The following is a 12233-nucleotide window of genomic DNA, read 5'->3' on the forward strand; positions in this document are numbered from 1 at the left end:
CGGCTCGGGAAGACGCGCTCCACGAACGGGTTGGACCCGAGCGCGGCCATCTCGTCGTCGGTGAACCTCCCCACGGGGCCTCCTCTCTCTCGTTGAAACCCCGTCCGGACCAGGCGGGGCGAAATGGGAGCCGCTCAGCCTTAGGCGGCTTGAGCGGTCGGGGACACAGAGGAAGCCTCGTGCCTGAGGTTTGGGCCGACAGCAAGCGCATCCTGACCCGAAGGAGAGGAAGGCGGGCCCTTTACCGTGAAATCACCCCCCCCCCCCCCCGAAGAAGGCGACCTTTGGACCGCCGCTTCGCCGCACCCCGGCAGAGGGCCTGCGAGAGCGATCGCTCCTTGGCGCGGACGTGCGCGCTAGCTTCATCGTTGTTTGAACCATGCCCGCTCTCTTTCATACTTGCTCCTTGATTCCACGCGATTCGACCGCGCAAACGTTTCGCCGCTTTTGCGCAAGCGGCTGCGACGCCCTTTCGCATGGCGGTATACCGTATAAGTGGAAAGGTTCGTCTTTGAAATACTTAAGATACGTTTTCAGGTATGGAAAGGGGGGCCTCGTTCCCATAGGAACAGGTTCTTTTGCAAGGGGGATGGGGGTGCGCAAGGGCAATGATCAGGAGCGAGAGGGGGGCTTCGGCAGAATGCCGAGCAAATAAGCGCCCCCGAAAACGAAGGAAGGGCCCAACCGTTGGCCAGACCCTTCCTAAGCTTCATCCGCGATTGAGATAAAGGGAAACGTCACCTTTCGCACGTGGAGCGAATTATGCGCGCACGCTCAAACGCTTAGCCATGTAGTCGTTTGCCGCAGCCTCCTCAACGTCGTCAAGCGGGGCAAGGCGAGAGAGGGGCGCGTTCGCGCGGGCGGCGCGCCGTTCGAGGGCTCGCTGCAGCAGCACATCGGCCACCTGAGGATTCTTCGCCAGCAGCGGGCCGTGCAAGTAGGTTCCCACCACGTTTTTGTACAGCACGCCGTCGCGCTTGTCCTCGTCGTTATTGCCATGGCCCGACGAGGACGCCACCTCGCCGAACGCCTCCACGCCGTCGTCTAAGTACGTGCGGCCGGCATGGTTTTCGTACCCGATCACCGGCATCGACGCAAGCGGCGAGCGCAGCGCCACGTTGCCCACCAGGCGGTCCGCCGACGTTCCCGGCCGTCCCGTGGTCATGCCCACAATGCCCAGGCCGGGCACCAGCTCGTCGCCGAGCAGCCACTCCCGGCCCAGTATCTGGAAGCCGCCGCAGATGGCCAGCAGAACGCCCTCGTCCTCCACGTACGCGCGCAGGTCATCGCGCATGCGCATGAGCTCGGCCGATGCCAGCTTCTGCTCACGATCAGGGCCGCCGCCCAAAAACACCACGTCCACGCTTGCCAGGTCCACCGATTCGCCGTAGCTCACACGCCGGACCTCGACGGGCATGCCCCTATCGCGCAGACGGCGCTCCAGAATGCGCACGTTGCCGCCGTCCCCGTACAGGTTCAGCAGGTCGGGGAACAGATGCGCGATGACCACCGGCGGCTCGGCGGCGGGAGTGGCGGCGGGGGCAGGATGCTGCCCGGTAGCGGGAGAGGCGGGGGCGAAGCGCTGCTCGCCGGCGGGGGCGACGGGGGCGGGACGCTGCTTAGCGGCGTCCGCGCACGCAGCATCGGCGGGATGCGGCTTAACGGCACCGCCCTCTTCGACACGCTGCGACGCGCCGCCACCGTCCGCCTTGCCATCTACGGCGGGCGCTCCCGGAGCCGCATCGGACGCAAGCCCGTCCAGCTCGGCCTTCACGCCGGGCAGTGCGGTGTAGTTGGCAATAAGGTAGACGCGCCTCTGCGGATCCGCGCCCTCGGCCGAGGCCGCGCCCGAAGCTTCGCCTGCGGCCGGAACCTTCCCCTCGTCCTCCAAGCGCGCGAGCACATCGGCCGCCCCGTCCGTCAGCTGCGCTTCCAACCCCGCGTACTTCAGACGAACCTGCAAGTCGTTGCGACGGATGCCCCCGGCGAACACCAAAAGATCGCGCTCGGCGGCCAGCTCCTCGAAGTCGATGTCCCACAGCCACGACATGTCGCGACCGTCGGCCTCTTTGTCGTTCACGAAGAACGCCACCGCCTTCGGCCCCGCATCCTGCAGCACGATCTTGAGGTTCTGGTTGAAGCCGGTGGGGTTCTTCGCCAGGTTGAGCAGGACGGGGCGGCCCGCCACGTCGTAGGATTGCAGGCGCCCGTTGCGCGGATCGAACGCATCGATGGCCTGCTGCAACGCCTGCTGCGAGCAGCCCAGCAAGCTGGCGGCGGCAGCGACGGCCGCCAGGTTGTACACCATGTACGCCCCCGTGAACGGCGCGCGCACCGAAAACGCGCCTGCGCCGCCATCCGCGCCCGCGGCCGGCTTGCCCAGCGTAAACGACAGCCCGTCCGGCCCCAGCCTCACGTCGCCTGCCGCGTAGCTGAGCTCCGGGCGCGCGAACCCGCAGTTCGGACACCGGTAGTCGCCCAGCTGACCGTACTGGCGGTAGGCGTACTCGAACATGGACGAGCAACGCTGGCACATGGTGGCGTCGGCCACCGTGTTCTGCTCAAGCCTCAAATCCTCGGCAACGCCGAAGGGGATGGAGCGCGTTTTCTCGCGCCCCGGCAACGCGGCGGCGCGGTCGGCGATGGTCGCGCACAGCGGGTCGTCGGCGTTGTACACCAGCACCGTGTTCGGCGAGGCTCCGAGCGCGCCCACGATGCTGTCCTGGATGCGGTCGATCTCGCCCACACGATCGAGCTGGTCGCGGAACAGGTTGAGCAGCACCACGTAGCTCGCCTTCAGATGCGGCAAAATTCGGGCCAGCCACAGCTCGTCGGATTCGAACACGCCCCAGTCGGCGGACTTGGCGTGCAAAAGCGACGTGGCCACGCCCGAGTCCAAGTTCGCGCCCGTGCGGTTGCACACCACGCGCTGCCCGGCTCGCTCCAGCACGTCGGCCAGCAGGTTCGTCACCGTGGTCTTGCCGTTGGTGCCCACCACGACCACCGACCCGCGAGCGAGCTTCGGCGCCAAATCGGCGATGAGGCGCGGATCAACGTAAAGCGCCACCTTGCCGGGGAAGTTGGCGGCGGGACGGCGGAACACGTGCTTGAGTCCCCACGTGGAGACGGCGCTGACGACACGCGCGGCGGCGAACTGCAAACCCATGAGGCATCCTCCGTACGGATTCTGGCAATTTCGATGCCGACCAGTATACCCGCACCGACACACCCCATTCAGCCGAAAGGGGCAAAATACCGAATGACCAGAGGAAGGGTCCAACCAAAAAGCCCGTCCCGAAGCGAACGAACACGGTTCGCGCACATCCCGCATGCGGGGAAGCCCCTCTCCTGGCCGATCTCGCCCCCCTCTTCTCCCGAACCCTCCCTTCCTCATTCTCTTCCCCAAGTGCCCCTTCCCTTTCCGACTCCCTCCCCTCCCGGCTCCTTTCCCTCCTGGCTCCCTCTTTCCCCTCCGAGCCTCCCTCTCCCCCTCCCGACCCCTTCTCCTCTCCTGACCCCCCTCCCGGCCCCTTCTCCTTCTCCCCCTTCCGGCTCCTTCTCCCCCTCCTGGCCCCTTCCAGCTCCTTCTCTCCCTCCTGGCTCCCTCTCTCCTTTCTTTTCCGACTCCCTTCTGGCCCCGCACGCCAGAAAATGCGCGAAATTTTCCTGAGATGGTCAAAATCGTGGCGAGTCGGGGGATTTTTGCGACGTGAAGCCAGCATGCTGACAAAGGATTCGGAGAAAGTCCAGGTCACAGACTCCTGCTTCGCGTGAAGCGATCTTCGAACAGGGCTTAAGTCCCCGACAAGCCGCGATTTTGCCCATCTCCGGAAAATTTCGCGCATCTCCGCTTCGCAAAGCTCGAAAGCCGGCGCCTCATGCGGCCCGGAAGCGCGTGCAAGACGCCCCGCACCGCGCGAACCCGCACGCCGTCGCGAAACGAAGCGCAGAGAGGGCGGCGAGACCGAAACGACGACGAGCCGCACAGAAACCGGAAGGCGGCAAGCGCAAGGCACGCAAGCGCAGATGCGAGCAGCGGACGAGAGACCGCAGCCCTGCGCTCCGCCCGTTACGCCAGCACCTTCTCGAACGCAATGCGCAGGGCGCCGTCCTCAAGACCGCCCACCAGGCGAATCTGCCCGCAACGCGCAAAGCCCGCCTTCTCCAGCGCGCGCAGCATGGGCCGGTTGCCCGGATGCGTGTCGATGCGCACGGAGGGCAGCTCCAGGTCGCGGGCCAGCTGAAACGCATGCGCGAACAACGCTCCGGCCACGCCTGCGCCCACGCTCTCCCCGGCAACGCACACCCGGTGCAGCGACGCATAGTCCCCCGAGGTCAGCCAGGCGCCATCGATGAGGCCGTACGACGGATCGGCGCCTGTCTTGAACGCGAGCACGCCGAGCACCGCGCCGTTCTCCACGGCCACACGCGCGCTCCCCTCCTCGATGTCCCGCGCCCAAGTTTCCCGAGAGGGATAGCCTTGCTGCCACTGATCGATGCCCAGATCGCGCAGCCGTCGCTTGGCCTGGTCGGTCATCTCGCACAGACGATCGAGGTGCTCTTCCGTCGCAACGGCGAACTCCATGGCCCTTCCTTTCCGCGCGTTCGCCTTCCGCCTTGCCTACGCGGGACTGCCGTCGCCGAACAGCAGCTCGCGCTCGGGGCCGGCGAGGGCGGCGCGCGCCTGGTCGCGCAGGTTGTTCATACCGCTCAGGAACTGGCGGTACATGACCACGGTGAGGTAGCGGCCCTTGGGCGTAAGCGTCAGCTCTTTCTCGTCATCGGTTGCGAAAGCGCCGTTCAGGCGCATGAACGCCATCTCCAAAGGCAGGCCCGCCGCCACGTCGCAGCCAAACTCGTCGCAAAATGCCCGCTTGTCCAAGCGCAGCTTGTACAGATCCAACAAGAAGCGGTAGCGCATGAGGTCGCGCTTGCTCATGACGCTCTTGCCCATGATGGACATACGCCCGCTTTCGATGGCGGCGTTGTAGTCCTTGATGCTGAAGTTGTTGACGTACAGGCAGCCGTCCAGGTGCGTGATGGAACCGCTGCCGATGGCGGGGTACTCGTTGTAGTTCACCTGGTACTCGTCTATCTCGGGCACCGCGTCCCCCTCGACGGTGGCGCGGTGCTCCTGGCCCGCGCGCGTGAACGTCCACAACGTGGTGCGGTCGAACAGCGGGGTTTCGCCACCCGCCAACACGCCGTCGATGATCTGGTAGTAGCGGTATTCGCGGTCGTAGTCCATGGCTCCCAGCGTGGCGGCCATTTTCTTCGTGGTGGCGGCCGACACGTACAGCGGCGAGAACGTGGTTTGCCGCGCGCCGCACAAAGCGATCTTCTCCAGATCGGCCAGCAGCACGTCCTCGGACTGCGAGGGGAAGTTGAAGATCATGTCCACGTTGAGCGAGTCGAAATACGGCTCGGCCTCGGCGATGCGTTCCAGTATCTCCTCGCCGCTGCCGTACTTCTCGTAGCGATCCATCTGCTTGAGCAGGTCGTTGTCGAAGCTCTGCACGCCCACGGACAAGCGCTGCACGCGGCCGTGCAGCTTTTCCAGATACGGGCGCGTCAGGTGGTTCGGGTTCGTCTCGCTGGCCACCTCGCGGATGCTGAAATGCTCGCGCGCCAGGTCGAGCGTCTCGCACAGTTCGTCGATCATGACCGTGGGAGTGCCGCCGCCCACGTAGATGCTCTCGAAGTCGTAGCCCAGGTCTTTGAGCATGAGCATTTCTTTGCGCATGTTCGCGAAATAAGGCCGGGCCACCTCTTCGCGGAACGGATAGCGATTGAAGCTGCAATAGGGGCACAGGCGCTCGCAGAACGGCACGTGCATGTACAGCATGTACTTCTGGCCGGGATGCGCGGGCGGCATGTGGGTTTCGTTTGTGGGCTTCAGCGCCAGTTCGCGCTTCGTCATGGCCTTGACGATGCTCGTCAGCATGCGTTCGGACAGCACGGTATCTCCTGTTTCTTGATGTCATGCGGTTGCATTGCGGTCGAAACGCTATGGTAAGACTTCTTCGTGGACGGCGGGGCCGGCGGAAGCCGTCTGCAAGAAAACACAACAGAGCCGCTGGCTTGGGAAGCACGAAGAGGGCGCAGAGGAGCTGGGGCGTTTGACGCAGGAAGCCAAGCGGGAGGCGGAGGTGCCCGCTGCAGGGGGCAGGACGGAAGTGCCCGCTGCAAGGAGCGGGGCGGAGGACCTGCCGTAGCGGAGCGGAGCGAGACGCCTGTCGCAGGTGACGCGCGTCGGGGGACGCAGCAGGGCGAGGATGGGAACGATTCGCAAGCAAAAAAGCGCGCGAACGGCGGTTTGCCAGCGGAACGCAGCAGCGCCAAACAAAGGGACGGAATGAGGTAGGGGCGGTGAGTCCTTTTGGGGGGAGCCATTGCATTTTCCCTGTTCAAAAGCGCGTCAAACAATTTTGGCAGAGCGTTTTCTGCAAAAGAGGCTGCGTGTCAAAGCCTTTTGGTGGTAAGGTGACCCCCATCATGGCAACCTAGGATCAGCGAAGGGAACGGCATGGAGCTTGGCAAGCACATCAGGGAGTACCGAACGCAACGCGGCATGTCGCAGGAGGATCTTGCAGCGCGTGTGTACGTGTCGCGGCAGACGGTGTCCAATTGGGAGACCGACAAGACCTACCCGGATGTGGAAAGCTTGCTGCTCCTAAGCGTTCTTTTCGACACGACGGTGGACGGATTGATCAAAGGAGACGTGGAAGCCATGAAAAACGCTCTCAAAGACAGCTACAAGAAGATGATAGCCCTCACCTGGAGCGGCCTTGCGCTGGTGTTCGTGGGGCTGGGCATGTTCCTGGCGGGGCTTGAGCTTTGGGGCTGGGGGCTGGCGCCCTCCGCCATTATCGGATTTTTGATCTGGGGAATCGGCATGTTCATGATCATGAAGGTCGAGCGCATCAAAAAGGAGCACGACCTGGTGACGTACCAGGAGGTCCTTGCGTTCAAGAAAGGGGAGCCCATCGACCGAGACAATCCCAAAAGCCGACGGGCGCGCCAGCATCGTTTGGCAAAGACCATCGCGACCATGGTCGTGGCCATCGTGGTCGGTGGCATTCTGGGATTCTTGTGCGCGGGAGGGCTTCACTAAGAAACACGAAGGCGGCGGGGCATGTGGCGCCCCGCCGCTTTGCTGCGGCGCTGTCGTGCTGCTGCGTCGCCGCTTTGCCGCCGCACTGCCGCCTTCTGCCCCATCGCCGCCTCGCTGCCTCGTTGCCGCCTCACTGCCTCGCTGTCCCGTTGCCGCCTCGCTGCAGAACTGCGGTAAGGAATTTCCCCAATCGGACGATTTCCTTACCGTGGCAGACGTCCAGAGTTAGCAGACGAAGCTCGAAAGCCTCCAGAACACATGCATACCCCCCCTCGAACAGCCCGGGACGCCCGACTCGAAAGGAGGAAAACCCTGAAAGCAAACGGCAGCATCTACGATTCGGAGATAAGCCAGGGCCTGTATCCTCGAAATCGGGGATACAGGCCCCTGCCCCGCATTTCGCCCCACGACGATCCTTTTCCCACCAAAAAAGGAAACAGGCCACCGAGTTTTATCCCGATGGCCTGCGCATTCCCTGGAGCCAACGAGCGGATTCGAACCGCTGACCTACGCATTACGAGTGCGTTGCTCTACCAGCTGAGCCACGTTGGCACACGGCCTCTTGCGAAGCGCGAACATGAAGTATACCGAAAGCCCCTTAAAACCGCAAGAGGCGACTTGCTCCGATTTCCCTTGTGAACTCTCCCAAATCGCTCGCCGCGCAAGACGCTCGGAACGTCTCGCCTGATCCACCCCGCTCATTCGCAACCCTGCAGCCCTCGGTATCGATCCAAGTTCGCCCGCCCTAGAAACCGCGCAAGCCCCTGCCGCTCCACCGTCTCGAAGCAAGCGTCCACGCTGCGCTTCATCATGACGTGAGCGTAGTTCCAAAACGGGTCCAGCTCGTCTTGCATGATGAACTTGTTCGTCTGCGTGTAATGGTACCGCAGCCGCCCGAACACGCCCATAACGTGGTATTCGGACAAAAAGTCCACGACGATGCCCGGCATGTCACGCCCCGCCAGGAAAAACTCCACATCCTCGCGAAACAAGGGCTGGAACAGCGCGACAATGTAGTTGAACAGGTCGATGTAACATGTGCTGGAGAACACGACGGAGTAGTACTGCCGATGGTCTTCCCAATGATACGCCATCGTCTTGAAGTACGGGCCTTGGTCCAGCATGGACCCCTGCACGTTGCGCGCGTAAAACGGCAGGTCGGGATACGGATCAAACCGCGCATCCGAGGGCGTGGCCTTGCTCCACCCGTCGAAGGCCCGACCGTCCAGCATGTTGGACAGGTAGTCTCGGTATATCCAAATCATGAGGTTGTCTATGTTGTCGAAGTAGTTGTAGAACGTCTTGCGGTCCATGTCGAGGAACCGGGCCAGCTCGGCCACCGTCACTCGTTTGGTTGGGGACTTCGGGACCAGCGCCATAAACGCATGGGCAATCTGGCGCCGCATGGATGCCTTCGACATGAGTACCCCTCTTACGTCGATTGGAACGGCCATCTGACAAGGCAAACCTATCCCGAACAGCAGCCGAATGGGAATACCCCACATTATGCAATGTGGGGCCTTGCGTCCATCCAGTTGTGAAGAACTGTGGACACACGGTAGGAAACGATCCCGCGCGCGGCGAGCTTTCAGGTTGTGAAAAGAACCTGGCACCGTCATCACGCACCACCCGTCGCAACACCAAAACCGCGAAAGTGGATTGCGGCGATTTCCCCACTTCCTCCAAAGTGGGTTCTTGTCGCCCCGACCACGCCCGCCTATAACGGACCCATCCCGGGATGCGCAACGTTCGAACAGCATGGTCACACAACCCATAAGGAGGAAGCACCATGTCATCCACGTATGACTTCGTAGTCTTGGGCGGCGGCCACAACGGCCTCATCACCACTGCCTACCTCGCGAAGGCCGGCTTCAGCGTTTGCTGCCTCGAAGCCAACGACGAGTTCGGAGGCTCCACCCGCTCAGGCGAAGTGTGCGCACCGGGATACGTCTCCGACCTCGGCGGCATGGTTCACAACATGATCTCCGCCACGCCCATCGTGACGGAGGACGAACTGGGCCTGTTCTCGAAGTACGGCTTCGAGTACGCCCACGCCAAGGCGCTGTTCTGCTCGATCTTCCCCGACCAGACCAGCCTCATCATGCACCACGACATCGACAAGGCCTGCCAGAACATCGCGCAGTTCTCCAAGCGCGACGCCGAAGTGTACCCCGAGTTCCACGAGTACATGGTGAACATGCTGGCCGTGGCCGGCATCGGCTCGCAGAGCGCGCCGCCGCCGTACGGCACCATGATGAACGTCATGTACATGAGCCCCGAAGGCCGCGAGTTCCAGCGCGTGCTCAGCTCTTCGGCCCAGCAGATCGTAGAGGAGTGGTTCGAAAGCGAGCAGGTGCGCGTCACGTTCACCCGCTGGTGCACCGAGATGATGATCGACCCGCGCGCCATCGGCACCGCCACGCTTTTGTACTTCACGGGCCGCGTGCACAAGCCCACCTACGCCCCGCCGTTCCCCATGGGCGGCAGCCAGAAGTTCGTCGAGGCCCTTATGGCCTGCTGCAAGGACAACGGCGCCGACCTGTTCGCCAACGCGTGGGTGGACGGCGTCACCGTGCAGGGCGGCGAGATCAAGGGCGTCCGTACGAAAAACGGCGAGGAGTACCTTGCCAACAACGCCGTCATCAGCACCATCAACATCAAGGACGTCTACGAGATGCTGGGCGACAACGCGCCCGCCGACGAGGCGCGCTACGTGCGCCGGCTCAAGCAGGCCGACTTCGCCGCGCTCAACCAGTCCTTCGCGCTCAAGAAGATCCCCGAGTTCAAGGCCGGCCCCGAAGTGCTCGACGCCTACTGCATCGAGTTCGCCCCTGAGGAGAAGGAATACCTCGAAACGTTCAGCAACTACCGCCTGGGCGAGTTCAACCCGCGTCTGCCGCTCGTCACCATCCCGTCTCTGTGGGATCCGTCGCGCTGCCCCGAGGGCCACAGCGTGGTCAACCTGTACTCCTACGCCCCCTACCGCCTGTGGGGCGACGAGAAGAACTGGGAGAAGCACGGCGACGAGCTCAAACAGGAGGTCTGGGAGTTCTTCAAGGCCCAGACGACGAACATCACCGACGACGACATCGTGGGCAAGTGGGGCCTCACGCCCGTCGAGTACGAGCAGTGGAACCCGGCCATGAAGGAAGGCGACCTGGGCATGATCGGCTTGCAGCCCAGCCAGATGTACGACATGCGCCCCTTCCCCGGCAAGGGCCACGACTACCACGGCGCCATCGACAACCTGTACTTCGTCGGATGCTGCGGACATCCGGGCGGCGGCATCGCCGCCGGCGCGCGGCCCGGCGCCCTCAAGATCCTCGAGGACTACGGCGTGGACTTCCGCGACGTCCTGAAGAAGTAACCCCGTCCAACCAACCCGATACGCAGAGGCGGCCGGCCCGCTCGGCCGCCTCTCAAGGAGCGTGATCCCCATGCCTAAACCACCGAAGCAGCCGTCCCTCATGATGCTGACCGAAGACGGCAGCCCCATGGTGGAGATCTTCAAGATGGAATACGAGGACGGCAAGCTCATCCTCGACGCGAAGGCGCTCGACAGCATGCGCATGAACGTGCTGCTCACCCCCGAGGCCATCGCCAACGGCTGGCCCGTCGTCATGTCCAACAAGAAGGCCATCGTCGCCTTCGCCAAAAAGATCCCCGCCGCGCTGCGCGCCCGCAAGAGGCAGGCGAAGGAAGCCGCCCGGTAGCGCGTTGAAGGAGGGCTGGAAACGCCGAGGAGGTGTCACCTTCATCGGAATGCAGCATGGGGATTGCACGTCGGGAGGCGTCCCGTCTCCCTGATGAAAAGGGGAATCTATGAAAGAGTTCAACAAGAAGAGCATCATCATGCTCGTCGTCTCCATCGCAGTGGGAGCCGTCATCGCGAACATCCCGCCGTTCGAAGGACTCACCGCCACGAGCATGACCTACCTGGGCATCTTCGTGGGCATGCTCATCATGCTCATCGCGAACGCCCTACCCTCGTGGGCGACCTGCCTGGGAGCCATGGCGCTGATGGTGGCCTTCCAGGTGGGCAGCCTCGCCGAGGTGTTCTCGGCTTTCGGCGGCAGCATCGTATGGCTCATGATAGCCGTGTTCGCTTTCGCTACGGCCATCGAGAACTCGGGGCTGCTCACGCGCCTGGCGCTGAAGATGCTCACCATCTTTCCGAAAAACTACCGCGGCCAGGTGCTCTCGCTCATGACCGCGGGCCTGGTGGTGAGCCCGCTCATTCCGTCGAACAACGCTAAGACCAACCTGTTGGCCCCCATGGCAACGGAAATGACCAAGCAGGTTGGCTACGAGAAGCGCAGCAAGCCGGCGCTCGGCCTTTTGACGGCGGTGTTCATGCCGCCCTACATCGGATCGCACGCGTTTCTGACGGGCAGCGCGAACGTGGCGTTCATGCTGGGCGTGGTGGGGCTGTCGTTTTCGTGGGTGGGCTACCTCTCGCTCACGTGGGTATGGCTCATCCTGCTGCTTCTGGGCACCTACATCTTCTGCATGACGTACTGCCGCCCGAAGGAGAAGCTCAACCTGCCCGAGAACTACTTCTCCGACAAGTACCAGGCCCTTGGCAAGATGAAGAAGGAGGAGTGGGTGGCGCTCGTCGTGGTGGTGGCCTGCCTGGCGCTGTGGATATCCAACATCTTCGACGCGGGCATGGTGGCACTGCTGGGCGCCGTGGTGATGTCGGCCTTTGGCATCCTCACGCCGAAGGATTTCCAAACCCGCATCCCCTGGGGGCTCATCATGTTCATCGGCGCGCTCATCGGCATCGCCGGGTTCATGAGCACCACAGGCGTGAGCACCTGGCTGGCCGGACTTTTGGGTCCCATCGTCAGCCCCGTGGTCAGCAGCGTATGGATCTTCGTGCCCGTGCTGCTCGTGCTCACGTGGATCCTGCGCGCGTTCATTCCGGCGCAGGGCGTGTGCATCGTCATCCTGTACTCCATTTTCGGGCCGCTTCTGCCCGATGCGGGAATCTCGCTGTTCATCTTCGGTTTCGTGGAGTACATCGGCGGCAACATCTGGTTCAACGGCTTCATGAACCCGTTCGTGCTGGGCGCGCTGGGCGTTGCCGGCAACGAGTACGTCACCATCAAGGAGTTCA

The 12233-nt window shown here is 63.2% G+C and carries 8 protein-coding genes and 1 tRNA gene; 4 read left to right on the forward strand and 5 right to left on the reverse strand.

Going from position 1 to position 12233, the window contains the following annotated elements; all coding sequences use genetic code 11:
• Nucleotides 1-760: 760 nt before the first annotated feature.
• The 3 genes from ACWKY3_RS08055 to ACWKY3_RS08065 form a co-directional block, all read right to left on the reverse strand.
• Nucleotides 761-3166, reverse strand: a complete 2406-nt coding sequence (locus ACWKY3_RS08055) for a MurT ligase domain-containing protein (RefSeq protein WP_449315904.1) — start codon at nucleotides 3164-3166, stop codon at nucleotides 761-763.
• Nucleotides 3167-4069: 903 nt separating this feature from the next.
• A complete protein-coding gene (locus ACWKY3_RS08060; RefSeq protein ID WP_449315905.1) occupies nucleotides 4070-4585 on the reverse strand; it encodes an N-acetyltransferase family protein in 516 nt (171 codons plus the stop codon).
• A 36-nt stretch (nucleotides 4586-4621) separates the two neighbouring features.
• On the reverse strand, nucleotides 4622-5959 hold the full coding sequence (locus tag ACWKY3_RS08065) for a coproporphyrinogen III oxidase family protein (RefSeq protein ID WP_449315906.1): 1338 nt from the start codon (nucleotides 5957-5959) through the stop codon (nucleotides 4622-4624).
• Between the two features lie 567 nt (nucleotides 5960-6526).
• Here ACWKY3_RS08065 and ACWKY3_RS08070 point away from each other — a divergent pair.
• The gene (locus ACWKY3_RS08070; protein WP_449315907.1) at nucleotides 6527-7114 is read left to right on the forward strand and encodes a helix-turn-helix transcriptional regulator; all 588 of its coding nucleotides are present in this window, start codon (nucleotides 6527-6529) and stop codon (nucleotides 7112-7114) included.
• 476 nt (nucleotides 7115-7590) lie between these two features.
• On the opposite strand, the gene ACWKY3_RS08075 is transcribed toward ACWKY3_RS08070, so the two are convergent.
• Together ACWKY3_RS08075 and ACWKY3_RS08080 are read right to left on the reverse strand one after the other, a co-directional pair.
• Nucleotides 7591-7666: transfer RNA gene (locus ACWKY3_RS08075), tRNA-Thr, on the reverse strand.
• A gap of 146 nt (nucleotides 7667-7812) precedes the next feature.
• Complete coding sequence (locus tag ACWKY3_RS08080) at nucleotides 7813-8535, reverse strand: hypothetical protein (RefSeq protein ID WP_449315908.1); 723 nt, start codon at nucleotides 8533-8535, stop codon at nucleotides 7813-7815.
• Nucleotides 8536-8903: 368 nt separating this feature from the next.
• On the opposite strand from ACWKY3_RS08080, the gene ACWKY3_RS08085 reads away from it, so the two are divergent.
• The 3 genes from ACWKY3_RS08085 to ACWKY3_RS08095 all read left to right on the forward strand — a co-directional run.
• Entirely contained in the window at nucleotides 8904-10481 is a 1578-nt protein-coding gene (locus ACWKY3_RS08085; RefSeq protein ID WP_449315909.1) for a phytoene desaturase family protein, read from the forward strand.
• Nucleotides 10482-10551: 70 nt separating this feature from the next.
• The gene (locus tag ACWKY3_RS08090) at nucleotides 10552-10827 is read left to right on the forward strand and encodes a hypothetical protein (RefSeq protein WP_449315910.1); all 276 of its coding nucleotides are present in this window, start codon (nucleotides 10552-10554) and stop codon (nucleotides 10825-10827) included.
• A 109-nt stretch (nucleotides 10828-10936) separates the two neighbouring features.
• Nucleotides 10937-12233, forward strand: a 1297-nt coding sequence (locus ACWKY3_RS08095; RefSeq protein WP_449315911.1) for an SLC13 family permease, incomplete at its 3' end; no start/stop codon positions are given.

It is taken from the genome of Rubneribacter sp. (genome assembly GCF_965361815.1).

Excerpts from the sequence above, each read along its gene's own strand:
- ACWKY3_RS08055 (WP_449315904.1), bottom strand. The coding sequence starts at position 3,166 with ATGGGTTTGCAGTTCGCCGCCGCGCGTGTCGTCAGCGCCGTCTCCACG.
- ACWKY3_RS08060 (WP_449315905.1), bottom strand. The coding sequence starts at position 4,585 with ATGGAGTTCGCCGTTGCGACGGAAGAGCACCTCGATCGTCTGTGCGAG.
- ACWKY3_RS08070 (WP_449315907.1), top strand. The coding sequence starts at position 6,527 with ATGGAGCTTGGCAAGCACATCAGGGAGTACCGAACGCAACGCGGCATG.
- ACWKY3_RS08080 (WP_449315908.1), bottom strand. The coding sequence starts at position 8,535 with ATGTCGAAGGCATCCATGCGGCGCCAGATTGCCCATGCGTTTATGGCG.
- ACWKY3_RS08085 (WP_449315909.1), top strand. The coding sequence starts at position 8,904 with ATGTCATCCACGTATGACTTCGTAGTCTTGGGCGGCGGCCACAACGGC.
- ACWKY3_RS08090 (WP_449315910.1), top strand. The coding sequence starts at position 10,552 with ATGCCTAAACCACCGAAGCAGCCGTCCCTCATGATGCTGACCGAAGAC.